Here is a 24,186-nt window from a genome sequence, read left to right on the forward strand (position 1 = left end):
CGGGAGAAAAATAACTTTTTACGCCCAAAAGGAGAGGACTTCAAATGCATTTGTCGGGCCAGTTCCGAGAAAGGGAACAGAGAATGGAGGCGACCTAATTCACTCGTCGCAAAACTTTGACGATATTTTTTAAGCATATCGAACTCGGTAAAACCTAAACAAGGTTCGATTTCTGAGATTTTTTGTATCTTTACCATGTGTTTTTATTTTTAATTACCCCCGTTTTGGCCGTCAAACCGTTTTTTGGGGGGAATGCTTAAAGATACAAAAAAGGCAACTAACTCGCAATGAATTAGTTGCCTTAAATTTTATTATTTTAGGAATATCCCTAAATCAATATATAAAAAAATGAGAAATCACATTTCGGAAATAAATAAAAGAGAAGAATATAGAACAAGACATTATTGATAATGAGTTGGCTATTCAACTTTGATCTCCTCCTCATGTTAAAGACCTCTTTCTACAGAAGTATTTTCTCCAAATCATCAGGTACATACGCCATTCCGGAAAACTCCCGGGATGCTTCTTCTGTATAAGACTTCTTGCGAGTTTCCAACGTCTTATCCTCCGTGTGATATAACAATAAATTCTTTACTCCCAATTGTTGCGCCAGCCTGCCTGCATCCTGTGCCGTACTATGATGTTTTTCATAAGGTTTAAAACGTTCACGGTCCGCATATAAACAGAATGCTTCACACAATAACCAGTCTACTCCTTCAGCATACGCACGGTTTTGCTCATTATATGGTTCATCTCCCAAACAAGCCAGAGACTTTCCATCAGGCAATAATGCCCGGAAGCCAAATTGTTTTTCTTTAGTGGAGGCAATATCGAAAAATTGTACATTCAAGTCTCCGAGCCGGAGAGTATCACCATGTTTGACTTCACAGAACTCAACATACTTATTGATAGCTCCCATAACCGAGACAGGAAGCGTCATGCGGCATATTTGATCCAACACCATCAATACTTTATCGTGTCCATACACTCGAAACCTACCAGAATAGTGTCCATTGGATGCCCGCTGCGCAATGATACGTATCATCCAGACAGCCCCCAGTATATGATCGGTATGAGCATGCGTCACAAACATATCATGTATACTATCAATAAGCATATCCACTTTTTCCAACTGATTTAAAATTCCATTTCCCCCCCCTGCATCAACCAACAGCACTGTCTCTTTCGTTTTAAGGATAAAACAAGTATTATAGCATTTGGTTACAGTAGCATTACCCGTTCCGAGCATAATCAGTTCAGTCTCTATCTCATTCATTTCTTTCGTTGTCATTAATGTTGCTGATTCATTTGTCTATGGTCCAAAATAGTACTCATATTCTCCAAGGCCCATCCCACCAGTCCTTCAATATGAGGAATCAATGTACTTCCTGTATCTGTCAAGCAATACTCCACACGGGGAGGTACTTCAGCATATACTTTCCGTTCAACTAATCCATCTGATTCCAAAGTACGCAATGTAACAGTCAACATTCTTTGAGAGACATCTTCTATCGTTTTATGGATATCACTAAAACGCATAGTTCCATTTGCGTTCAGCGTAATAAGCACCAGCATCGACCACTTATCTCCCAAGCGGCTAAGCACATCTCTTATCGGACAATTCCCCGTCGGATGAAAGTTTTTCATTCTTTAACGTTTTGTATTTTATTGAGCTTCAGCAATAGTTACCTCTATGTAACTTCCTTATTTTCAAGTACGTTATTGCATTTCTCAAACAAGAGAGATACATTTGCATCACAAAAGTAATAAACTTACTAATAATAACTATTGTTTCATTTAAATAATTATGATTATGGCAAAGAAAGTTGCAGTTTTAGCAGTGAATCCGGTAAATGGTTGTGGATTATTCCAATATTTGGAAGCATTTTTCGAGAATGGCATTTCATATAAAGTATTTGCCGTATCGGATACGAAGGAGATTAAAACAAATTCAGGAATCAGCCTGACAGCAGATGATGTGATTGCTAATTTGAAGGGACACGAAGATGAGTTTGACGCACTCGTTTTCTCTTGTGGCGATGCAGTGCCTGTATTTCAGCAGAATACCGATAAGCCTTATAATGTAGATTTGATGCAAGTCATTAAAACGTTCGGGGATAAAGGGAAAATTATGATCGGACATTGTGCCGGTGCAATGATGTTTGACTTTACCGGTATAACCAAAGGGAAAAAAGTAGCAGTTCACCCATTAGCCAAGCCAGCTATTCAAAACGGAACAGCTACCGATGAGAAATCAGAGATAGATGGTAACTTCTTCACCGCTCAAGATGAAAATACCATTTGGACAATGCTACCACATATAATTGAAGCATTAAAATAATGCCTACAATGTAGATGCCAAACAATAAATATAAACACTGTAACATAAATCTACACATCCCAAGATGGAAAGGTATGTTCCTTTAAAAGAAACGATGCGTTTCTCGGTGTGAAACAAGTCGTTTCTTTTAAAGGAACGACTTGTTGGTTTAAAAGGAAAAACGACAAATATATCATTCTATTAATCAGGCATTTATAGATCATCAGAGCAACAACACAACCACACTCCCAACTTTAATATTTTTCAACAAACATACAACATCCATACACCCATAAAAAATATATCCTCTCTATCCTATTCTCTTTCCGTACTAAAATAAAGAAAAACGGAACATTACGAAAAAACAAAAACAGTATTATTCATTCTTAAAAAGTCCGTATATTAGCAGCTTGAAGATTTGAAAGAGATGAACAGCATACTCATTTTGAGTTTATCTAACTAAAGATGCCTAAAACAATATGACCAGAGAGAAAGAAAATTACAATGCATTTTTACTTCATTTTTTAGAAAGATTGAATGGCTGTGAATCTATTGAGAAAAAAATCACAGAATCACTTACGGATATTTGCGAATACTACGGTTTTAAAAGAGGATTCATTTACCAAACTGATGGATTTCGCTACTTTTATCTAAAGGAAACTGTCGGAAATAGCGACAACATCCTGCGACAACGTTTTGAAATCAGCGAAATGACCAATCAACATGCTGCGCGTATAAATGGAAAGAACAAACCTTTTTATGCTTGCAAAAACCAAAATACTTCTTGGAATGATGTAGACATCGTGGATTTTTATAAAGTCGACTCATTACTAATCCGGCAAATTCAAGACTCCGAAGGGAAAATTATCGGATTTATCGGATTTGGAGACAGAGAACATGCAATATCCTTCACCGACGAAGAACTTCAAGTGATTCATCTCATTTTAGGCTCCCTCTCCAAAGAAATAGCAGTGCGGGAATATAAAGAAAGAGAAGTGCGGGCAAGCAAGACATTAAGCAGCATCATGAATAATATGGGAGTTGACATTTATGTGAACTCTTTTGATTCTCATGATATGCTATATGCCAATGAATCTATGGCCGCTCCTTACGGAGACATCGAACATTTTGAAGGAAAAAAATGCTGGCAGGCTCTTTATAAAGATAAAACCGGAGAATGTGAGTTTTGCCCTAAAAAACATTTGATTGATGAAAACGGACAACCTACCAAAGTCTACTCCTGGGACTACCAACGCCCGTTTGACAAATGTTGGTTCCGGGTATTCAGCGCAGCATTTGCCTGGATTGACGGACAGATAGCGCATGTTATAACCAGTGTCGATATCAACCATCAAAAAACGATTGAAGAAGAACTAAGAGTAGCCAAAGAAAAAGCTGAAAATCTGGACCGCTTAAAATCAGCCTTTCTCGCTAATATGAGTCACGAAATCCGTACTCCATTAAATGCGATTGTTGGTTTTGCAAGTCTGTTGATTGAATCGGATGACAAAAAGGAACGTCAGGATTATGTTGACATTATGCAGGAAAACACGGAACTTCTTTTGCAGTTGATTTCCGATATTCTCGATTTATCGAAAATAGAAGCCGGAACACTCGACTTCACCATGGATCACCTGGATATCAAGAGCTTCTGCGAAGATATAATGCGCAATTATGATATAAAAGAAGATAAACCCGTACCCGTTTTGCTGGCTCCGGATTTACCTGAATATTATATTTACACAGACAAAAAACGTTTAATGCAGGTTATTACCAATTTCATAAATAATGCTCTCAAATTTACGAATGAAGGGCAGATTATGTTGGAATATCGCCATAAAGCAGAAAGTAATGAGATAGAATTCGCTGTCACAGACACAGGTATGGGGATTGCGCCCGATAAAGTAGATCAGGTGTTCGACCGATTTGTAAAACTCAACTCTTTTTCAAAAGGCACGGGCTTAGGTCTATCTATTTGCAGAAGTATCATCGAACATCTTGGCGGCACTATCGGTGTCGAATCCGAAATGGGAGTCGGCAGCCGTTTCTGGTTCACACATCCCTTGCGCTTAAATCAATAAGAAATAATAAAAAGAACCTGCCCTACTTATCAATAGTAGGAACAGGTTATACTTTTTTTCTATGGAATGTCTCCCTCATCTATAGAAAGATCAATGAAATAATGCCTTCTTTCGACTTCCTTTTTGCCACTTCCTGTGAAAAACACTACTTTTGCATCGCTATTTTGATTTTAGAATAAAACAAATACCCAACGTCCATTTATGACTGAAGAAAAAATACATAAAGACCGTCCCGGAAACTGGTGGGCATTAAGCCCGTTACTCGTATTCCTTTGCCTCTATCTGGTAACTTCTATCCTCGTCAACGACTTTTATAAAGTACCTATCACAGTGGCTTTCCTCGTCTCTTCCTGTTATGCCATCGCCATTACACGCGGCTTAAAACTAGACCAACGTATCTATCAATTCTCGGTAGGAGCTGCCAATAAGAATATCCTCCTGATGATATGGATATTCATCCTTGCCGGAGCTTTTGCCCAAAGCGCAAAGCAAATGGGTGCAATCGATGCCACCGTCAATCTGACGCTGCATATTCTTCCTGACAATTTATTGCTGGCAGGTATCTTTATTGCCGCCTGTTTCATCTCTTTATCCATCGGAACCAGTGTGGGAACTATTGTCGCCCTTACTCCCGTTGCCGTAGGACTGGCAGAAAAAACTGAAATAGCTCTCCCCTTTATGGTAGCCGTCGTAGTAGGCGGTTCTTTTTTCGGAGACAACTTATCTTTTATCTCCGACACCACCATCGCTTCGACAAAAACCCAGGAATGTGTAATGCGTGATAAATTCCGTGTAAATTCTATGATTGTCGTCCCGGCAGCCATCATTGTGTTGGGAATTTACATATTTCAGGGACTATCCATTACAGCCCCCACCCAAACACAGACCATTGAATGGATCAAAGTTATACCTTATATAATAGTATTAGGAACAGCCATTGCCGGAATGAACGTGATGCTCGTACTCATAATAGGTATATTGACAAGTGGCATCATTGGCATCGCGACCGACAGCTTCGGAATCTTCGACTGGTTTGGTGCCATGGGAACAGGAATTACAGGAATGGGAGAACTGATTATTATCACTCTGCTGGCCGGAGGGATGCTCGAAACAATCCGTTATAACGGCGGTATCGATTTCATTATCCGAAAACTCACCCGCCACGTCAATGGTAAAAGAGGAGCCGAACTAAGCATCGCAGCCCTGGTAAGTATCGCCAACTTATGTACTGCCAACAACACGATTGCCATTATCACAACAGGACCGATTGCCAAAGATATTGCCGTGAAATTCCATCTCGACCGAAGAAAAACAGCCAGTATCCTCGATACTTTCTCCTGCCTGATACAAGGGATTATTCCATACGGAGCGCAGATGCTGATTGCAGCGGGACTTGCCAGCATCTCCCCCATCAGTATCATCGGCAATCTCTATTATCCGTTTACAATGGGAGCATGCGCCCTGCTCGCGATTTTGTTCCGCTATCCAAAACGGTATTCGTAAAAAAGATACGAAATGTTTGTCAATCAAAAGAAAAGCCGTATCTTTGTGCCCGCTATTACGAGATAATAGCATAATTCAAATCAATCATTAAAAACAATTATTTAAAATGGCAACTAGAATCAGATTGCAGAGACACGGACGTAAAAGTTACGCGTTCTATTCAATTGTAATTGCAGACAGCAGAGCACCACGTGATGGTAAATTTATTGAGAAGATTGGTACTTACAACCCTAACACCAATCCTGCTACAGTAGATTTGAATTTCGACGCTGCATTGGCATGGGTACTGAAAGGTGCACAACCAAGTGACACTGTACGTAACATCCTTTCTCGTGAAGGAGTTTACATGAAGAAACATCTTCTGGGCGGTGTAGCAAAAGGCGCATTCGGAGAAGCAGAAGCAGAAGCTAAATTCGAAGCTTGGAAAAACAACAAACAGTCAGGTTTGGCTACTTTGAAAGCTAAACAAGACGAAGCTAAGAAAGCTGAAGCTAAAGCACGTCTAGAAGCAGAAAAGAAAATCAACGAAGTGAAAGCAAAAGCACTCGCTGAAAAGAAAGCTGCTGAAGCTGCTGAAAAAGCGGCTGCTGAAGCACCTGCAGAAGAAGCTGCCGCAGCTCCGGCTGAAGAAGCTCCTGCAACAGAAGCTGCTGCTGAATAATTTTCAGCAGATTCCGAACAAGAAATTAGGAAAAAGCAATAAATCCTCTCCGGTCCGCCGGAGGGGATTTTTTTATTACTTTCTGCTATAAAACATATCAAATTATTTATTCCGTTCAGAATAAAATGCCTTTCTTTGCATCAGCATAGTTCAGCATAGTATTACTTATTTTTCGAATATGAAACGAACTGATAAAAAAGCAACATTCGGACAACAGGCAAGCAAGGTTACGCAACTAGCGGACACACTTAGCCAAGCGATTTCCAGGAAAGAATTTCTTGAAGGAGATTCTTTACCTTCCATCAATCAGTTAAGCGCTCAATACGGAGTATCACGTGATACGGTTTTCAAGGCTTTCCTTGATTTACGCGAACGAGGCTTGATCGATTCCACTCCCGGCAAGGGCTATTATGTGACGAGCCAGGTGACCAATGTTTTATTGCTGCTCGACCAATATACTCCTTTCAAAGAAGCTTTATACAATAGTTTCGTCAGACATCTGCCTATTAACTATAAGGTAGACTTATTGTTTCATCAATACAACGAACGGTTGTTCAATACGATCCTCCGGGAATCCATCGGGAAATACAACAAATATATCGTGATGAATTTCGATAACGAGAAATTCAGCACTGTTCTCAATAAAATTAATCCTTCAAGATTATTACTTCTCGATTTCGGCAAATTTGAAAAAGAAAAGTATTCATATATCTGCCAGGATTTTGATGAATCTTTCTTTCAGGCATTGAATCAGCTCAAGGAAAAGTTGAAGAATTATCGCCAGCTCGTTTTTCTGTTTCCAAAAAGCTTGAAGCACCCCCAAAGCAGTAAGGTGTATTTTACCCGTTTCTGCCAGGAACAGGGATTTCTCTGTGAAATACAGGAGGATATTGAGAACCTGATTGTACGTAAGGGAGTTGCCTATATCGCCATCAAACAACAAGACGTAGTAAAGGTGGTGAAACAAGGAAGATTGGAAGGGCTGAAATGCGGAAAAGATTTTGGCCTGTTGGCTTACAATGATATTCCTTCCTATGAAGTGATTGACGAAGGAATAACCTCATTGAGTATTGATTGGGAAATGATGGGAAATGAAGCGGCCAATTTTGTTCTCAATAATGTACCGGTGCAGAAGTTCTTGCCGACGGAAGTAAGACTTCGAAAGTCGCTTTAATTTTTTTTGCGAAGACATCAGCACAGTTCAGCACAGATATTAATTAATCCTTTAATAGATAGAAACCATGAAAAAGTATCCGAAAATCGGGATTCGTCCCACAATCGATGGTCGCCAGGGTGGCGTTCGCGAAAGCCTTGAAGAGAAAACAATGAATTTGGCAAAAGCAGTAGCCGAGTTAATCAGCAGCAACCTGAAAAACGGTGATGGCAGTCCGGTGGAATGTGTTATAGCCGATAGCACGATCGGACGCGTAGCCGAAAGTGCCGCTTGTGCGGAAAAGTTTGAAAGAGAAGGGGTCGGCTCTACCATTACCGTCACTTCTTGCTGGTGCTACGGTGCTGAAACGATGGATATGAACCCGCATTATCCGAAAGCTGTCTGGGGATTCAACGGCACAGAACGTCCGGGAGCTGTATACCTTGCTGCTGTACTTGCCGGACACGCACAAAAAGGCCTTCCCGCATTCGGTATCTACGGACGCGACGTTCAAGATTTGAACGACAACACAATCCCTGAAGATGTATCGGAAAAGATTCTTCGCTTTGCACGTGCCGCACAGGCAGTAGCTACGATGAGAGGCAAATCTTACCTGTCAATGGGTAGTGTATCTATGGGTATCGCCGGTTCCATCGTTAATCCTGATTTCTTCCAAGAGTATCTGGGAATGCGTAATGAGTCAATAGACCTCACAGAAATCATCCGTCGAATGGACGAAGGCATCTATGACCACGAAGAATACGCCAAAGCCATGGCCTGGACTGAAAAAAATTGCAAGACAAACGAAGGTGAAGACTTCAAGAACCGTCCTGAAAAACGTAAAACCCGTGAACAGAAAGATGCTGATTGGGAATTCATTGTAAAGATGACGATTATCATGCGCGACTTGATGACCGGAAATCCCAAATTGAAAGAAATGGGATTCAAGGAAGAAGCCTTGGGACACAATGCCATTGCAGCCGGTTTCCAAGGACAACGCCAATGGACAGACTTCTATCCTAACGGTGACTATCCGGAAGCTCTGCTCAACACTTCTTTTGACTGGAACGGTATTCGTGAAGCATTTGTCGTAGCTACCGAGAACGATGCCTGCAACGGCGTAGCTATGCTGTTCGGACATTTATTGACCAACCGTGCCCAAATATTCTCCGACGTACGTACTTACTGGAGTCCTGAAGCCGTGAAACGTGTAACCGGCAAAGAATTGAGCGGATTGGCAGCAAATGGTATCATTCATCTTATCAATTCCGGCGCAACAACTCTCGACGGTTCCGGCCAATCATTAGACGCGGCAGGCAATCCGGTTATGAAAGAACCATGGAACCTGACGGATGCTGATGTAGAAAACTGCTTGAAAGCAACTACCTGGTATCCGGCAGACCGTGACTACTTCCGTGGCGGCGGTTTCTCTTCCAACTTCCTGTCAAAAGGTGGCATGCCCGTAACCATGATGCGCCTCAACCTGATTAAAGGCTTAGGCCCTGTCCTGCAAATCGCAGAAGGATGGACAGTAGAAATAGACCCGGAAATCCACCAAAAACTGAATATGCGTACAGACCCGACATGGCCTACCACCTGGTTTGTACCGCGTCTGTGTGAAAAACCTGCTTTCAAAGATGTATATTCAGTAATGAATAACTGGGGAGCCAATCATGGAGCCATCAGCTATGGACACATCGGTCAGGACTTAATCACTCTTGCTTCCATGCTCCGCATCCCGGTATGCATGCACAATGTAGAAGACAACGAAATATTCCGTCCGGCAGCTTGGAACGCCTTCGGCATGGATAAGGAAGGAGCGGATTACAGAGCTTGTACCACTTACGGTCCTATCTACAAATAATTTTAATTCAGACAAAAGAACATAAGGACAAAAGATAAAACAACTTCAATAAACAGCTATAAATAATTCTATTAGCGCAGACCTTATGTTCTTTTGTTCTTATGTCTAAATAAAAGCAATTTCGACTCACTTAATTCTAATTTTTTTATCTTTGCAATTATGATTACCAACGAACATATCGAACAGTTCATCGAACAAGCACACCGTTACGGAGATGCAAAGTTAATGCTTTGCAGCAGCGGTAACCTTTCCTGGAGAATCGGCGAAGAAGCATTGATTTCCGGTACGGGTTCCTGGGTTCCCACACTTGGCAAAGAAAAAGTATCTATCTGCCATATTGCCAGCGGCGCTCCTACCAATGGTGTAAAACCTTCTATGGAAAGTACATTCCATTTAGGGATTCTCCGCGAACGTCCGGACGTCAATGTCGTTCTCCACTTTCAATCGGAATATGCCACGGCTGTCTCCTGCATGAAGAACAAACCGACAAATTTCAATGTAACAGCAGAAATTCCCTGTCATGTAGGTTCGGAAATACCTGTGATTCCGTATTATCGTCCCGGCTCACCGGAACTGGCAAAAGCTGTGGTAGAAGCCATGTTAAAGCATAACTCGGTTTTACTGACCAACCACGGGCAAGTGGTATGCGGAAAAGACTTCGACCAAGTATACGAACGGGCCACCTTCTTTGAAATGGCTTGCCGCATCATCGTTCAATCCGGCGGTGATTATTCAGTACTCACACCGGCAGAAATTGAAGACCTGGAAATCTACGTATTAGGAAAGAAAACCAACTAATATCCGGGCAATATACCATGAAAGATACCATCAAACACACTTATTTAGCAGCAGACTTCGGAGGCGGAAGTGGACGAATTATCGCCGGCTTCCTTCACCATGGCAAACTGGAGTTGGAAGAGGTATACCGCTTTTGCAATCGACAGGTCAAACTAGGAAATCATATCTACTGGGATTTCCCGGCACTGTTCGAAGATATGAAGACCGGACTGAAACTGGCTGCACAAAAAGGATATGCCGTAAAAAGTATTGGTATTGACACCTGGGGAGTGGATTTCGGACTGATTGACAAACATGGAAACCTGTTAGGAAATCCAGTCTGTTATCGGGACGCAAGAACAGAAGGAATACCGGAAGAAGTATTCAAGCTATTGGATGAACGCCAACACTATGCCGACACCGGTATTCAGGTGATGGCTATCAATACACTGTTTCAACTTTACAGCATGAAACAGCATCAAGATGCACAGTTGGAAGTTGCCCGGCAACTTTTATTTATGCCCGACCTCTTCAGCTATTTCCTGACAGGAGTAGCCAATAATGAATATTGCATTGCCTCCACCTCCGAACTACTCGATGCCCAATCGCGGAACTGGTCAGTGGATACCATACGCGCCTTAGGTCTTCCCGAACATCTGTTCGGCGAGATTATTCTCCCCGGAACAATCAGGGGGACTCTGAAAGAGGATATTGCCCGCGAAACGGGACTGGGTATCGTAGACGTTATTGCCGTCGGTTCACACGACACAGCCAGTGCCGTTGCTGCTGTTCCTGCTGTAGAAAATCCTATCGCTTTCCTTAGTTCCGGCACTTGGTCGCTACTGGGAGTGGAAGTGGATGAACCCATATTGACGGAAGAAGCAAGAAAAGCTCAATTCACCAATGAAGGAGGCGTAGACGGCAAAATCCGTTTCCTACAGAATATAACAGGACTATGGATTTTGCAACGCTTGATGAGTGAATGGAAAGCATGTGGCGAAGAACAAAATTATGATATAATCATCCCGCAAGCTGCCGAAGCACAGATTGCGACCATTATCCCTGTGGATGACGCAACATTCATGAATCCGGAAAATATGGAAAACGCTCTTATTCATTATTGTCGGCATCATGCTTTGCAAGTGCCGAAAAACAAAGCAGAAACCGTGCGATGTGTACTCCAGTCATTAGCTTTCAAATATCGGCAGGCGGTGGAACAGCTCAACCATTGTCTCCCCTCTCCGATCCGTCAGCTAAACATCATCGGCGGAGGATCACAAAACCAATTACTCAACCAACTGACAGCTGACGAACTCGGTATTCCCGTTTATGCAGGTCCGGTAGAAGCTACTGCAATGGGAAACATTCTGACACAGGCTATGGCAAAAGGAGAAATAGCCGATCTCCGTGAATTGAGAGAGATTGTAACTCGTAGCGTTACACCACAAGTATATTACCCTAAAAAATAAAAGTATATGGAAACACCCAAAACCGGTTATCAGGTTCAATCTTATGACGTTCCCGTCAAACGATATTGCCAAACCCTCGATTTACGCGATTCTCCGGAACTGATCGCTGAATATCGGAAAAGACATAGCCAGGCGGAAGCATGGCCCGAAATCCTAGCCGGAATCCGGGAAGTCGGTATTCTGGAAATGGAAATTTATATCTTGGGAACACGACTGTTCATGATTGTCGAAACTCCCCTTGATTTTGACTGGGACACAGCAATGGAACGCCTGAACACGCTTCCCCGCCAACAGGAGTGGGAAGAATATATGGCCATCTTCCAACAAGCCGCTCCCGGAATGAGTTCCGCAGAGAAATGGAAACCGATGGAGAGAATGTTCCATTTGTATAACACTTAAAAAATACCAGAAACAACCATGAAACACCCCAAACAGTCCATCCTCTCGAAAGATGGCATCAGTTATCTTATACCTTTTGTTCTCATTACCTCATGTTTTGCATTATGGGGATTTGCCAATGATATTACCAATCCGATGGTAAAGGCATTCTCCAAGATTTTCCGGATGAGTGCCACCGACGGAGCATTAGTACAGGTTGCCTTCTATGGAGGGTACTTTGCAATGGCTTTCCCGGCTGCCATATTCATCCGCAAATATTCCTACAAAGCCGGTGTTTTGTTAGGACTGGGAATGTATGCTTTCGGAGCATTTTTATTCTTCCCCGCCCAAATGACGGGAGAATATTATCCGTTTTTGATTGCCTATTTCATCCTGACCTGCGGATTGTCCTTCCTCGAGACAAGCTGTAACCCGTATATTCTTTCTATGGGAACGGAAGAAACAGCTACCCGGCGTTTGAACCTTGCACAGTCTTTCAATCCGATGGGGTCACTTCTCGGAATGTATGTAGCCATGCAGTTCATTCAAGCGAAGTTACATCCGATGTGTACCGAAGACCGTGCATTGCTTAACGACAGTGAATTTCAAGCAATTAAAGAAAGTGATCTTAGCGTCCTGATTGCTCCTTATCTCATTATCGGACTTATCATTGTGGCTATGTTACTTCTGATACGATTCGTCAAGATGCCGAAAAATGGAGATCAGAATCATAGAATAGATTTCTTTCCTACACTGAAACGCATTTTCACCCAAACGCGTTATCGTGAAGGGGTAATTGCTCAATTCTTCTATGTAGGCGCGCAAATTATGTGCTGGACTTTCATCATTCAGTATGGAACACGCTTGTTCATGTCACAAGGTATGGACGAGAAAAGTGCGGAAGTGCTATCACAACAATATAATATCATAGCAATGGTGATATTTTGTATCAGCCGTTTCATCTGTACATTCATTCTGCGCTATCTCAATGCTGGTAAATTGCTGATGATCCTCGCTATCTTCGGAGGTATTTTCACTTTAGGCGTAATCTTCCTTCAAAATATCTTCGGAATGTATTGCCTTGTAGCAGTATCGGCTTGCATGTCATTGATGTTCCCTACCATCTATGGTATTGCCTTGAAAGGCATGGGAGATGATGCTAAGTTTGGAGCTGCAGGCCTTATCATGGCTATCCTGGGAGGTTCTGTTCTTCCACCGCTACAGGCAAGTATCATTGACCTGAAACAAATAGCCTGGTTGCCGGCTGTCAATGTTTCATTCATTCTACCCTTCATCTGCTTCCTTGTAATCATTGGTTATGGTTACCGTACAGTGAAAAGAAACTGGTAAAAAACAAACTTAAAAATAGTGACGCTATCCCATCATGATGGCGTCACTATCCCACCCATATAGTGACGCCATCCGCAGTGGATAGCGTCACTATTTCATTCATCTTTTTAGATTAAAAAATTCCCTTTTGACAATGCCATATATAGATGCGACAAAGTGAAGAATGTAGCTAATTTCACATTTAATAATCTCAAACAAACAGGGTAGCAATAGCTTTCTGCTGTGTTGGCATATCCTGCCGAACAATATATTGATGTTAATTTTCAGGTAGATCCTTCGTTGATTAGGTTATTACAACGCGCGTCTCAGCACCAATTATGCAATACTGGACACTAAATATTATAAGTTTTATATAATTCCCCAAGGCAAACGAAGGAAAATTGTTGCAACCAAGCGAATGGTATCATGTAGCCGTGACTTATGACACCGAAGAAAAGACTTTATGTTTAAAATAGGACACTCCTATGGTGAGCCAGAGAATATGACTCGTCAATTAAATGGTGAAATCTGCGAAGTACGCATATGGAACGTAATACGTTCACAAGAAGAAATTTACAAGAATATGTATGATGTCGATCCTCAAACTACAGGTTTAAAAGCCTATTGGAAGTTTAATGAAGGCAAAGGGGATATAGCGAAAGACTATACAGAAAACGGCAATGATGCAAAAGCATATACTAAAGCTATTTGGCCGGAAGACATTGAAGTGACACAAAAAAACAAAGAATAATAACTACCTAAAATTTTCAACCTAAAACGCTGCCACATTTTTACTCCTACTTTAAGTTACATAAAAGGGAATACTAAAATATGACAGCGTTAATAATTAACTCTCTACTATGGAATAATTTAAATTGCCTTCTGATGAATTTGTCAAATATGCACAGATTCATTCACAAAAAATATAAACTCAAAGAGTAGCCATTATCTAAAAAAAAGTCGTAGCTTTGCAATAACCTAAAAATTAAATTGATATGGAACAACAAGACAAATATGTACGCTTTGACTGGGCTGTGAAAAGACTTCTCCGCCAAAAAGCAAATTTCGGCGTATTAGAAGGTTTCTTGACTGTCCTTCTCGGTGAAAACGTGAAAATCATAGAGATATTGGAAAGTGAAAGCAACCAACAAACAATCGATGATAAATTCAACCGGGTAGATATTAAAGCCAGAAACAGTAAAGACGAAATCATTATTGTAGAGATCCAAAATACACGGGAGCTCTATTATCTGGAACGTATCTTATACGGAGTGGCAAAAGCAATCACTGAACATATTTCTTTAGGAGAACGCTACTATGCGGTGAAAAAAATATACTCTATCAGTATTCTATACTTCGATATCGGCAAGGGAGAAGATTATTTGTATCATGGACAAAACCACTTTATCGGAGTACATACAGGAGACAGACTGGAAGTAACTACTAAAGAAAAAGACGCCATCGTCCATAAGATTCCGGCAGAAATCTTTCCGGAGTATTTCTTGATTCGTGTGAATGAATTCGATAAAGTGGCTGTCACTCCATTGGAAGAGTGGATTGAATACTTGAAAACCGGTTGCATTCGCCCCGATACAACAGCCCCTGGTCTGGAAGAAGCACGCCAGAAACTTATCTATTACAATATGTCCAAGGAAGAAAGACATGCCTACGACGAGCACCTTAGTGCCATCATGATACAAAATGATGTATTAGATGGAGCAAAACTGGAAGGGCGTATGGAGGGACGCATGGAAGGAAAAATGGAAGGAAAAATGGAAGAAAGATTAGAAATTGCTAATAATTTAAAGTCATTAGGAGTAGACATAACAGCCATCCATAAAGCTACCGGACTATCACCGGAGGAGATTGAAAAGTTATAAACAATCAAAGGCTATATATTAAATTACAAACAAGAGTCGTGTGAGAAAATCATACGACTCTTGTTTGTAATTTAATATATAGCCAATAGTAACAGACTGGAAGTAACTACCAAAGAAAAAAGATACCATCAATATATTACCAATAATCATAAAGACATATATAAAATGAAAACAAGTTCCAAATAAATATAGATAAATCATCTATATATCAATAATTTATATACGAGTTTTTATTTTCAGTTGTTTTCTACGTTTTCTGTTGCTTTGCTCTTTTTAGGTGCATTTTTGTTTCTTGTTTGTTTCTTGATTACGTTTTTTATTTGTACCTTTGTGATAGGAAATAACGAATAAAAGGACACAAATATGCCAAGGACCAGAAAGCCAATAAAAGTAAAGGAGCCGATTCGTCTTCGGACGAAGGAGTTGGCCAATGGCAGCAAGAGTTTGTATCTGGATATATACCGAAATGGTAAGCGGACATACGAGTATCTGAAAATGTATCTTATTCCGGAAACGGATCGTAATGCCCGCCAACAGAACGAAACGACAATGGCTGCCGCAAATGCAATCAAATCGAAGCGTATCATAGAGTTGACAAGTGGTGAAGCCGGTATCATGAATCATAAGGATAAGGTTTATCTGCTGGACTGGATGCAACTCTATAAAGAGGAACAGAAGAAACGTGGTAAGAAAAACATAGGCCAGATAAAATCTGTTACCGGTATCTTGAAAGAGTATGCAGGAGAAAGATTCACATTAAATCAGATTGACCTCACTTTTTGCCACGGCTATATCGACTATATGCTGACAAACTACCGTCCCAAAGGAAAACCCATCTCGGCTTCTACGCGTAATACCTATTACCAGATTTTCAACGGTGCGTTAAATGCCGCTGTCCGTGCGAAACGGATCTTAAAGAATCCATTCAACGAAATGGAAAAATCGGAGAAGCCCAAGATGCCGGAAAGTGTGCGTTCGTATATGACTATTGAAGAAGTGAGATCATTAATCGCTACACCAATGCAGAACGAAGGGGTAAAAAGTGCCTACCTGTTCTCCTGCTTCTGTGGACTACGTATCAGTGACATTATCGGATTGCAATGGAAAGATGTGTTTATTGACAACGGCCAATACCGCTTGGCAGTAGCCATGCAGAAGACGAAAGAACCGATTTACCTTCCGCTCTCCAATGAAGCGTTGAAGTGGATGCCGGAACGTGGGGACAAGACAGCAGACGACCATGTGTTCGATTTGCCTTCTGGTATCAACCAGCTTATCAAACCATGGGCCAAAGCCGCCGGAATTTCCAAGCGATTCACCTTTCATACCGCCCGCCACACGTTCGCCACAATGATGCTGACATTGGGGGCCGATTTGTACACTGTATCTAAATTGCTCGGTCATACATCTGTAAAGATGACCCAAGTGTATGCCAAAATCGTCAATAAGAAAAAAGACGATGCAGTAAATCTGACCAACGGTTTATTCGATTGACAATGCAATGAACATCAGATATGTAATCACTTATAAGGGTGTTGTTCCGACAGGATTCTCTTTCGGGAGCAACACTCTTATAATATATCATATAAATCCAATTTAAAATATTTCATCATGAAAAGACCTAACAATGGCCCTCTCTCTTTTTGGAGGGGAAAAACATCTGCACCATTTTGTTGCAGAACAGGATGTAGCGAAAGAATTATTCGCATTGCTCGTTGAAGCAAAAACAATGTATCTCCGTGATGTCGTGACGGGCAATAAGCAGTACTACCGTTACGTGGAGGATTTCGTAAACAGCCACCGGTATATCGACTGTGACCATGCGTTCTGCCGGAACTGCCATGAAATGAACATTCATATCGTCAAGGGGCTATTAAACGATTGCTCCCATCTTATCCGAGCATTTTTTACCGAAGCAGACTTCTCGTTCGAGAAGTGTATGGAACTGAAACGAACGTATGATACGTTTGTGCCACCATCACAGTCCGTCACGTGCTGCAAAGATGGACCGACAAGAATTTATCCTCTTTCTTTTGGATGCAATCTCACTCGTAAACAGATGATAGGTATTACAGCTTGTGCCAATGCTTATCATCTGTTTTGCGTTTCTACCCTACACGTTGAAGATATGGAAGCCCTGCTTTCCTGTAAAGAAGGATTCTGTATTCGTGTAAACAATATCCGCCATGTGGCCATCCTGTTTGATACACTCCTTGAGCACTCGTTTATCCAAGCCAAATGGCAGTCCGTTCTCAGTAATGGGCGGTTCTTGCAAACCAAGGATGGAAAAGGATTCGTTTCAGCTTCAAGCCTTTCATCCGCTCTGTCTGCCTTGCGTAACAACATGACATCAACAGGTTACGGTATCAGACGAGCCATTGGTGAACTGAGAGAGTGGTAAGAAGTGCCAATAAGCGAAGTATGTGAAAGGTAAAAGCGTGACAGTTGCCGTGATACGTGGTTACTATCACGGTACAAACTCACGCTGACCTTTGGGGTTGCCCTATCTTTGACCTCCGTTAGCGCGCTACATAACGGAGGATATACTTCATTGTCTAAATTTATAATAACTCATTTATGCAAAATAATAGATTGACATTCATGGAACGGCTGAGTGAACGGCTTACAAGCGTCGAAGCCATCCTAAAGAAATTAGATCCGATAGAAAGTCTGTTGGAACGCATCGCATTGCTGGAAAAAAATATATATACCACCAAACAGGTGTTTACCTTCCAAGAGGCTTGTATGTATATCGGAATATCCGAGAGTATGCTGTACAAGCTAACATCAGGCAAGGAGATTCCGCACTACAAGCCACGTGGCAAAATGATATATTTCGCCAAAGAAGATCTGGATGAATGGCTTTTACAGAATTATGAACCAACCGTAGATGAAGCAGCACGTATGGCAAACGAGGCCGCTGCCACACAACCTTTCTTTAATCAAAGACGCCATGGAAAACGAAAGAAGAACTGAATATAATGTGGATATGAGGCCGGAGGAGGATTTCTTATCGGATATCCTCTCCGCCTCGCAGATTCGGGCGACGGATACCTATGAAACGCCGCCACAGATTATCTGGATAGACAACTCGACCATTGCTACGCTCGGCAACTTCAGCGCATCAACCGGCAAGGCGAAATCAAAAAAAACATTTAACGTTTCGGCCATTGTCGCTGCATCGCTGGCAGGGAAACAAGTGCTGAACTACCGGGCGCACCTCCCGGAAGGTAAACGCAAGATTCTGTACGTGGACACGGAGCAGAGCCGCTTCCATTGTCATAATGTACTGGAACGCATCTTGCGGCTTGCCGGACTGCCCACTACAACCGACAGTGAAAACCTCGACTTTATTTGCTTGCGCGAATACTCTCCGGCAATACGCATTGGGGTCATCGACTACGCCTTACGTCAAAGAAAAGGATACGGACTTGTTATCATCGACGGTATCCGTGACCTGATGCTTGACATAAACAGTACCGGTGAGTCCGTGGAAGTCATTAACAAGATGATGGAATGGTCATCAAAGTATGACCTGCATATCCACTGTGTGCTACACTTGAATAAAGGAGATAACAATGTGCGCGGGCATATCGGTACGGAAATGAGCAACAAGGCGGAGACTGTACTGGTCATCAGCAAAAACAACGATTGTCCCAACGTCAGCGAAGTTCATGCGTTACACATCCGTGAGAAAGAGTTTAAACCTTTTGCTTTCACTGTCAATGAGGGTGGGCTCCCGGTTCTCGCAGAAGGGCATTTGTTTGAGAATGCCCCACATCAGAAACCGAAACAACGGACGGGTTTTATGGAACTAAGCATCGAACAGCACCGTGAAGCCCTTTCCGCTGCGTTTGGAGACAAACCTATCCGTGGGTTTGAAAATATGCTGCAAGCCATGATGACTGCTTACGAAGCAATCGGATTTAAGCGTGGGAGAAACGTAATGGTCAAACTGCTGCAATATCTGACTGACACCTTAAAACTGGTTATCAAACGAGATAAACTTTTTTATTATGACATGACACAGGCAGAAACCATGCTTTTCGATGAAGAATGAGAGCGGGCGCGGGCCTATATAATTCAGTTTAATTTAGTATTTATATATATAGGGGCGCAAACTAAACTAAACCGTTTTTGTACAAACAAGTGAAAAGAAATTTAATATGACCATAGACGAAGCAAAACGAGTGCGTATCGTGGACTTTTTGGCCCAGCTCGGCCACCGTGCGCAGTATATGAAATCAGAGCAATATTGGTATCTTTCGCCTCTCAGGAAAGAGGTGACGCCATCGTTCAAAGTCAATGACCGGCTGAATGAATGGTATGATTTTGGCGAGGCCACCGGAGGCGACCTTGTGGAACTGGGTAAGTACCTTTGCGGAACTAAAAGTGTGAGTGAAGCATTAGCATACATCAAACGGTATGTCAATGGTGTGTCGCTGCCGAGCCCCCGGGCGTTGCCCGCAACCTCTCGACCAGTGGAAACCGACATGAAGAATTTGATTATCGTGCCGCTGCGACACCACGCACTGCTCTCATATCTCCATTCACGTATGATTGATTCGGATATCGGACGAATGTTCTGCAAGGAAGTCCATTACGAACTGCGCCAGAGACGTTACTTTGCACTGGCCTTTGGCAATATATCCGGTGGATACGAGGTACGAAACCCTTATTACAAAGGATGTATCAAGAACAAGGACATTTCCTTGATACCCCAATCGCGTGGTGAGGCACAGAGCCGTGTCTGCCTATTTGAAGGATTCATGGACTTTCTGTCCTATCTAACCCTAAAACAGACGGACGATAGTGCCATTTGTATTAATGCTCCCTGTGACTACCTTGTTATGAACTCGGTCAGTAATCTGAAAAGGACATTGACGTATTTGCAAAAATACACGTATATTCACTGTTACCTTGACAATGACCTTGCCGGACAAAAGACAGTGGAAACCATAGCCGGGATGTATGGCAGATGCGTCTATAACGAATCAAACTGTTATGCCGGTTACAAGGACCTGAACGACTACTTACGTGGGAAGAAACAATGAACAACCCGCTCCCTAAGCCCTCCTTCATCACGGAGGGCTTTTTTTATATCCCGACTTTTCCTGTTTTCTTATCTAAAATCATATTTGAATATGATTTTGAAATATGATTTTTTAATTTTGAAAAAATATTATATTGAAACGATACGTTTTATAATCAATAATTTTATCTTTCAAATTATCCATTCTTATTTTGCATACACAACCAAATATAAAAAATCATATTATAAAAAATATATGGAATCATATTTTATTTTCACCATTGTCCTGACGGTTGCCTATCTCGTCTATTATGCAGTTATCATCGTGCAGGACCTTTATGGAAAAAAAGGAAATGGTAAGCCGGAAGAAGAGGTATTTGACCTCGGTGCGCCAGAAGATGAACAGAGTGTGTACGTGACGGAGAGCGATACTGGATTCAATGTGGGTAATGAGAAATATGAAACAGATGTTGCCCCTACCGCTTCGCCTGCACCACAGGAGACGGAAACCGCAGACAATAATGGCGAGATAGCCGTGGCGGAGAAGCTAAAACGCCTGAAAGCCCAAGCGGAGGAACAGATGGAAGAAACCGCGACCTACCTGTCGGACGCATACACGGCAGACGAACTGTACAAAGCGATGCTTGCCAAAGGAAAGACGGGCAACTGTCCGGAACTGGTATGGAAACCTCTCAAAGACCGATTGTAAAATGTCGAAAGCAAAAAAAATATTATGTGCACTGTGCTTTGTCCCTTATGCGGCATTCGCCAAAAGTGGCAGCGTAAACTACAGTTGGGGTGCAGACGCACTGGCAACGATGCACGACTTCGTGGTGACGATGATGCTGTACGTGCTGTACATCTGCTACGCTGTCGCCTCGGTTTTCGTAGTCGTTGCCGCGCTCCAGATCTATATCAAAATGAACACAGGCGAAGACGGCGTGGTGAAGTCTATCGTATCACTTGTCGGTGCGTGCCTCTTCATCATTGGAGCTTCAATCGTGTTCCCTGCTTTCTTCGGCTACCGCATATAGGTGGCTGATAGAAGTGTAAAATAAATTCAATAAACAAGAGTACCACAAAAATGTAATAAATATGTTTCAGAAATTCAAAAGAATGTGCCGAAAGGCAAAGAAAACTATCATGCAAGTTTCCACCAAAATAAGAATGTTAATCATTGCCCTGTTGGGAGGCATACCTGCTATGGCTCAAAGTACGGCGGGCGATTACTCGGCCGGTACGACAGCTCTATCAACCGTAGCGGAGGAAATTGTGAAATACGTTCCTGTCATGGTCAAACTCTGCTATGCCATTGCTGGTGTCGTGGCCATCATCGGAGCCATTTCGGTGTATATCGCCATGAGTGCGTCCGTAATGGTTGCATGATAAATACCTCTTTAGCAAGAGGATAGGTCAGGGTTCAAGTGACCTACTTCCACCCAAATAAGCCCGAGGGGAAACCTAAAGGTGAAAATAGCACTTTGGGAAAGCAATAAGTCAGTCAAAAGCCAGACTGCGACTGAATTGCGAGGGAGAAAGACAGATATGAGGATAAAGTCCATACTGATTGAACGATAGCCCAGCGACAAAAGATGTAGCTGCGACGGAAGGCTTTTACAAACGTCGCATTGTGGCACTTAGACAACGTCATTGGTGTTATAGCAAAGAACCAGCCACAACGCAACCGCAGTAAGCGGAGAAAAGGGCGGAAGTCGTATCCGACAATCTGTCGTGCTAATAGTTATCATGCAGCTAAACGGAGATTACCTAAGTTGGAAAGCCATGAAAGTGGCTATGAGCTTTGGCTTTGAATATCCAATATGGTAACGGAGTTCCCATAGTAGTCCGAGCAAGGTAATGCCTTGTACATGGCGAAGGGGAACAGTTAGTAATGTTTTAATACAAATTTTGAAAACGTGTAAGACGTATGGAAAAATCAGAAAGAGTATTAAAAGCTCTAAGTGACCACAGTCAAAGTTCGGATTATAAGTACGAGCGACTGTATCGGTATCTGTTCAGTGAAGAGATGTTCGCTGTAGCCTACCAACGCATCTATGCGAAGCAAGGCAACATGACACCCGGAACTGACGGCAAGACCATCGATGAGATGAGTCTTGAAAGGATTGAAAGATTGATTGTGTCCTTAAAGGACGAAAGTTACCAACCCCACCCTGCACGCAGAGTGTACATACCGAAGAAGAACGGCAAGAAACGTCCGCTCGGTATTCCCTCATTCGAGGACAAATTGGTGCAGGAGGTAGTTAGACTGCTGCTTGAAGCCATTTATGAAGGTCATTTTGAAGGCACTTCACATGGTTTCCGACCGCACCGAAGCTGCCACACGGCATTGGGTATGATACAGAAGTCTTTTGCGGGAGCAAAGTGGTTTATCGAGGGAGACATCAAAGGCTTCTTTGACAACATAGACCACAACGTACTGATTAGCATTCTTCGTGAACGCATATCAGACGAACGCTTCCTAAGACTTATCCGTAAATTCTTCAATGCAGGGTATGTGGAGGACTGGAAGTACAACAAGACGTACTCAGGAACTCCGCAAGGTGGAATAATCAGCCCCATATTGGCTAACATCTACCTTGACAAGTTCGACAAGTATATCAAGGAGTACGCAGCCAAATTCCGCAAAGGTGACAGACGCAGCATCAATCCCGAATACTGGCGTTTGAACAATAAGAAGAACAGGCTGAAACAGAAGTTGCAGAAAACATCCGATGAGCAGATGCGGAAAAACTATCTGTATGAAATTGCCCAACTGAGCAAACAGATGCTGTCCACTCCTCACAAGGATGCAATGGATGCGGACTTTAGAAGATTGCAGTATGTAAGATACGCGGACGATTTCCTTATATCGGTTATCGGAAGCAAGTCTGAATGCGAGACCATCAAAGCGGACATCACCCAATTCATGAGAGAACAACTCAAACTTGAATTGTCCGATGAGAAAACTTTGATAACACACGCACAAGACAAGGCGAAATTTCTTGGATATGAAATCTTCATCAGAAAGTCAGATGCAGTGAAAAGGAACAGGGACGGAGTACTCAAAAGAGACTTCAACGGCGCAGTGGTGTTAACCCTTAACTCGGCTGTGATACAAAAGAAGCTCACTGAATACAACGCTTTGGAGGTCAGAAACATTGACGGCAAAGACATTTGGTGGTCAAAGCCTCGCAGATATATGACTCCAATGAAGCCCGAAGATATTCTTGCCCAATACAATGCGGAAATCAGAGGACTTTACAACTACTATTCACTTGCCGCAAACGTGTCCAAAGAATGTGCATCTTTCGCCTTCATTATGAAGATGAGTATGTTCAAGACACTTGGCTGGAAACTGAACACTTCCGCAAGGAAAGTTCGCCAGAAGTATCAGAAGGACAAGGACTTTGTCATTCCGTACAACGATGCCAAGGGAAAGCAGAAGTACAGAGTCTTCTACAATGAGGGTTTCAAAAAGAGAAATGCGCAGTTCGATGTTGACTATGACAAACTGCCACAGACCATGTATGTGCCATATCCGAGCCTTGTGGAAAGGTTGAAGGATGGACGGTGTGAACTTTGTGGTAAGGATGGGAAAGTAGTCATGCACCATGTGAGGACACTCACCAAGCTGAAAGGCAATAATGAGTGGGAGAAACTGATGCTCCAAAGACATCGCAAGACACTTGTTGTCTGCGAGGACTGCAACTCAATGATTCAGAACTATGGTAAAGAGTAA

At 42.3% G+C, this 24,186-nt stretch carries 22 protein-coding genes and 2 pseudogenes; 21 read left to right on the forward strand and 3 right to left on the reverse strand.

The window, feature by feature from the left end; all coding sequences use genetic code 11:
- The 3 genes and pseudogenes from HMPREF0106_RS02960 to HMPREF0106_RS02950 form a co-directional block, all read right to left on the reverse strand.
- Positions 1-197: pseudogene (locus HMPREF0106_RS02960) on the reverse strand (DDE transposase); the annotation flags it as partial.
- 263 nt (positions 198-460) lie between these two features.
- Complete coding sequence (locus tag HMPREF0106_RS02955; RefSeq protein WP_009041002.1) at positions 461-1,291, reverse strand: MBL fold metallo-hydrolase; 831 nt, start codon at positions 1,289-1,291, stop codon at positions 461-463.
- Positions 1,291-1,647 (reverse strand): winged helix-turn-helix transcriptional regulator, encoded by a 357-nt coding sequence (locus HMPREF0106_RS02950; protein ID WP_008776550.1) that lies wholly within the window; start codon positions 1,645-1,647, stop codon positions 1,291-1,293. Before HMPREF0106_RS02950 ends, HMPREF0106_RS02955 begins: the two co-directional genes overlap by 1 nt.
- A gap of 166 nt (positions 1,648-1,813) precedes the next feature.
- Here HMPREF0106_RS02950 and HMPREF0106_RS02945 point away from each other — a divergent pair, with 166 nt between their 5' ends.
- From HMPREF0106_RS02945 to HMPREF0106_RS02850, 21 genes and pseudogenes are all read left to right on the forward strand, one after another.
- The gene (locus tag HMPREF0106_RS02945; RefSeq protein ID WP_008776549.1) at positions 1,814-2,341 is read left to right on the forward strand and encodes a DJ-1/PfpI family protein; all 528 of its coding nucleotides are present in this window, start codon (positions 1,814-1,816) and stop codon (positions 2,339-2,341) included.
- 458 nt (positions 2,342-2,799) lie between these two features.
- Complete coding sequence (locus HMPREF0106_RS02940) at positions 2,800-4,401, forward strand: GAF domain-containing sensor histidine kinase (protein ID WP_009041004.1); 1,602 nt, start codon at positions 2,800-2,802, stop codon at positions 4,399-4,401.
- Positions 4,402-4,602: 201 nt separating this feature from the next.
- Positions 4,603-5,904 carry a Na+/H+ antiporter NhaC family protein gene (locus HMPREF0106_RS02935; RefSeq protein WP_009041005.1) on the forward strand — a complete coding sequence of 434 codons (1,302 nt, stop codon included), beginning with the start codon at positions 4,603-4,605 and terminating at the stop codon, positions 5,902-5,904.
- Between the two features lie 106 nt (positions 5,905-6,010).
- Positions 6,011-6,565 carry a 30S ribosomal protein S16 gene (locus HMPREF0106_RS02930; RefSeq protein WP_004300172.1) on the forward strand — a complete coding sequence of 185 codons (555 nt, stop codon included), beginning with the start codon at positions 6,011-6,013 and terminating at the stop codon, positions 6,563-6,565.
- A 178-nt stretch (positions 6,566-6,743) separates the two neighbouring features.
- Positions 6,744-7,739 (forward strand): GntR family transcriptional regulator, encoded by a 996-nt coding sequence (locus HMPREF0106_RS02925; protein WP_009041006.1) that lies wholly within the window; start codon positions 6,744-6,746, stop codon positions 7,737-7,739.
- A 67-nt stretch (positions 7,740-7,806) separates the two neighbouring features.
- On the forward strand, positions 7,807-9,582 hold the full coding sequence (gene fucI, locus HMPREF0106_RS02920) for an L-fucose isomerase (protein ID WP_009041007.1): 1,776 nt from the start codon (positions 7,807-7,809) through the stop codon (positions 9,580-9,582).
- A 159-nt stretch (positions 9,583-9,741) separates the two neighbouring features.
- A complete protein-coding gene (locus tag HMPREF0106_RS02915; RefSeq protein WP_009041008.1) occupies positions 9,742-10,380 on the forward strand; it encodes a class II aldolase/adducin family protein in 639 nt (212 codons plus the stop codon).
- Positions 10,381-10,397: 17 nt separating this feature from the next.
- A complete protein-coding gene (locus HMPREF0106_RS02910; RefSeq protein ID WP_009041009.1) occupies positions 10,398-11,828 on the forward strand; it encodes a rhamnulokinase in 1,431 nt (476 codons plus the stop codon).
- Between the two features lie 6 nt (positions 11,829-11,834).
- Positions 11,835-12,227: an L-rhamnose mutarotase gene (locus tag HMPREF0106_RS02905; RefSeq protein WP_004313194.1), complete on the forward strand. Its 393-nt coding sequence runs from the start codon at positions 11,835-11,837 to the stop codon at positions 12,225-12,227.
- Positions 12,228-12,245: 18 nt separating this feature from the next.
- A complete protein-coding gene (gene fucP / locus HMPREF0106_RS02900) occupies positions 12,246-13,556 on the forward strand; it encodes an L-fucose:H+ symporter permease (protein WP_009041010.1) in 1,311 nt (436 codons plus the stop codon).
- A 442-nt stretch (positions 13,557-13,998) separates the two neighbouring features.
- Complete coding sequence (locus HMPREF0106_RS02895) at positions 13,999-14,286, forward strand: hypothetical protein (protein WP_004313196.1); 288 nt, start codon at positions 13,999-14,001, stop codon at positions 14,284-14,286.
- 244 nt (positions 14,287-14,530) lie between these two features.
- Positions 14,531-15,415 carry an Rpn family recombination-promoting nuclease/putative transposase gene (locus HMPREF0106_RS02890; protein WP_009041011.1) on the forward strand — a complete coding sequence of 295 codons (885 nt, stop codon included), beginning with the start codon at positions 14,531-14,533 and terminating at the stop codon, positions 15,413-15,415.
- A 363-nt stretch (positions 15,416-15,778) separates the two neighbouring features.
- Positions 15,779-16,909 (forward strand): site-specific integrase, encoded by a 1,131-nt coding sequence (locus tag HMPREF0106_RS02885; protein WP_005777415.1) that lies wholly within the window; start codon positions 15,779-15,781, stop codon positions 16,907-16,909.
- A 133-nt stretch (positions 16,910-17,042) separates the two neighbouring features.
- Positions 17,043-17,816, forward strand: a complete 774-nt coding sequence (locus HMPREF0106_RS02880) for a hypothetical protein (protein ID WP_009041012.1) — start codon at positions 17,043-17,045, stop codon at positions 17,814-17,816.
- A gap of 176 nt (positions 17,817-17,992) precedes the next feature.
- Entirely contained in the window at positions 17,993-18,391 is a 399-nt protein-coding gene (locus tag HMPREF0106_RS02875) for a helix-turn-helix domain-containing protein (protein ID WP_004322056.1), read from the forward strand.
- Positions 18,369-19,475, forward strand: coding sequence for an AAA family ATPase (locus HMPREF0106_RS02870; RefSeq protein ID WP_004310190.1), 1,107 nt, complete (start codon positions 18,369-18,371; stop codon positions 19,473-19,475). Before HMPREF0106_RS02875 ends, HMPREF0106_RS02870 begins: the two co-directional genes overlap by 23 nt.
- Before the next feature lie 106 nt (positions 19,476-19,581).
- Positions 19,582-20,469: a toprim domain-containing protein gene (locus HMPREF0106_RS02865; RefSeq protein WP_009041013.1), complete on the forward strand. Its 888-nt coding sequence runs from the start codon at positions 19,582-19,584 to the stop codon at positions 20,467-20,469.
- Positions 20,470-20,703: 234 nt separating this feature from the next.
- Positions 20,704-21,156 (forward strand): hypothetical protein, encoded by a 453-nt coding sequence (locus tag HMPREF0106_RS0125230; protein ID WP_032497266.1) that lies wholly within the window; start codon positions 20,704-20,706, stop codon positions 21,154-21,156.
- 1 nt (position 21,157) lies between these two features.
- Positions 21,158-21,481 (forward strand): DUF4134 domain-containing protein, encoded by a 324-nt coding sequence (locus tag HMPREF0106_RS02860; RefSeq protein ID WP_004310187.1) that lies wholly within the window; start codon positions 21,158-21,160, stop codon positions 21,479-21,481.
- 61 nt (positions 21,482-21,542) lie between these two features.
- Positions 21,543-21,812 (forward strand): annotated as a pseudogene (locus tag HMPREF0106_RS02855) (DUF4134 family protein); the annotation flags it as partial.
- A gap of 562 nt (positions 21,813-22,374) precedes the next feature.
- Positions 22,375-24,186, forward strand: a complete 1,812-nt coding sequence (locus HMPREF0106_RS02850) for a reverse transcriptase domain-containing protein (protein ID WP_007219429.1) — start codon at positions 22,375-22,377, stop codon at positions 24,184-24,186.

The sequence above is a fragment of the Bacteroides sp. D22 genome (assembly GCF_000163675.1).
Taxonomy (GTDB): Bacteria; Bacteroidota; Bacteroidia; order Bacteroidales; family Bacteroidaceae; genus Bacteroides; species Bacteroides xylanisolvens.

What these genes read in the sequence shown, in the direction of transcription:
- HMPREF0106_RS02955 (WP_009041002.1), bottom strand. Translation starts at nt 1,291, where the DNA reads ATGACAACGAAAGAAATGAATGAGATAGAGACTGAACTGATTATGCTC.
- HMPREF0106_RS02950 (WP_008776550.1), bottom strand. Translation starts at nt 1,647, where the DNA reads ATGAAAAACTTTCATCCGACGGGGAATTGTCCGATAAGAGATGTGCTT.
- HMPREF0106_RS02945 (WP_008776549.1), top strand. Translation starts at nt 1,814, where the DNA reads ATGGCAAAGAAAGTTGCAGTTTTAGCAGTGAATCCGGTAAATGGTTGT.
- HMPREF0106_RS02940 (WP_009041004.1), top strand. Translation starts at nt 2,800, where the DNA reads ATGACCAGAGAGAAAGAAAATTACAATGCATTTTTACTTCATTTTTTA.
- HMPREF0106_RS02935 (WP_009041005.1), top strand. Translation starts at nt 4,603, where the DNA reads ATGACTGAAGAAAAAATACATAAAGACCGTCCCGGAAACTGGTGGGCA.
- HMPREF0106_RS02930 (WP_004300172.1), top strand. Translation starts at nt 6,011, where the DNA reads ATGGCAACTAGAATCAGATTGCAGAGACACGGACGTAAAAGTTACGCG.
- HMPREF0106_RS02925 (WP_009041006.1), top strand. Translation starts at nt 6,744, where the DNA reads ATGAAACGAACTGATAAAAAAGCAACATTCGGACAACAGGCAAGCAAG.
- fucI (WP_009041007.1), top strand. Translation starts at nt 7,807, where the DNA reads ATGAAAAAGTATCCGAAAATCGGGATTCGTCCCACAATCGATGGTCGC.
- HMPREF0106_RS02915 (WP_009041008.1), top strand. Translation starts at nt 9,742, where the DNA reads ATGATTACCAACGAACATATCGAACAGTTCATCGAACAAGCACACCGT.
- HMPREF0106_RS02910 (WP_009041009.1), top strand. Translation starts at nt 10,398, where the DNA reads ATGAAAGATACCATCAAACACACTTATTTAGCAGCAGACTTCGGAGGC.
- HMPREF0106_RS02905 (WP_004313194.1), top strand. Translation starts at nt 11,835, where the DNA reads ATGGAAACACCCAAAACCGGTTATCAGGTTCAATCTTATGACGTTCCC.
- fucP (WP_009041010.1), top strand. Translation starts at nt 12,246, where the DNA reads ATGAAACACCCCAAACAGTCCATCCTCTCGAAAGATGGCATCAGTTAT.
- HMPREF0106_RS02895 (WP_004313196.1), top strand. Translation starts at nt 13,999, where the DNA reads ATGTTTAAAATAGGACACTCCTATGGTGAGCCAGAGAATATGACTCGT.
- HMPREF0106_RS02890 (WP_009041011.1), top strand. Translation starts at nt 14,531, where the DNA reads ATGGAACAACAAGACAAATATGTACGCTTTGACTGGGCTGTGAAAAGA.
- HMPREF0106_RS02885 (WP_005777415.1), top strand. Translation starts at nt 15,779, where the DNA reads ATGCCAAGGACCAGAAAGCCAATAAAAGTAAAGGAGCCGATTCGTCTT.
- HMPREF0106_RS02880 (WP_009041012.1), top strand. Translation starts at nt 17,043, where the DNA reads ATGGCCCTCTCTCTTTTTGGAGGGGAAAAACATCTGCACCATTTTGTT.
- HMPREF0106_RS02875 (WP_004322056.1), top strand. Translation starts at nt 17,993, where the DNA reads ATGCAAAATAATAGATTGACATTCATGGAACGGCTGAGTGAACGGCTT.
- HMPREF0106_RS02870 (WP_004310190.1), top strand. Translation starts at nt 18,369, where the DNA reads ATGGAAAACGAAAGAAGAACTGAATATAATGTGGATATGAGGCCGGAG.
- HMPREF0106_RS02865 (WP_009041013.1), top strand. Translation starts at nt 19,582, where the DNA reads ATGACCATAGACGAAGCAAAACGAGTGCGTATCGTGGACTTTTTGGCC.
- HMPREF0106_RS0125230 (WP_032497266.1), top strand. Translation starts at nt 20,704, where the DNA reads ATGGAATCATATTTTATTTTCACCATTGTCCTGACGGTTGCCTATCTC.
- HMPREF0106_RS02860 (WP_004310187.1), top strand. Translation starts at nt 21,158, where the DNA reads ATGTCGAAAGCAAAAAAAATATTATGTGCACTGTGCTTTGTCCCTTAT.
- HMPREF0106_RS02850 (WP_007219429.1), top strand. Translation starts at nt 22,375, where the DNA reads ATGGAAAAATCAGAAAGAGTATTAAAAGCTCTAAGTGACCACAGTCAA.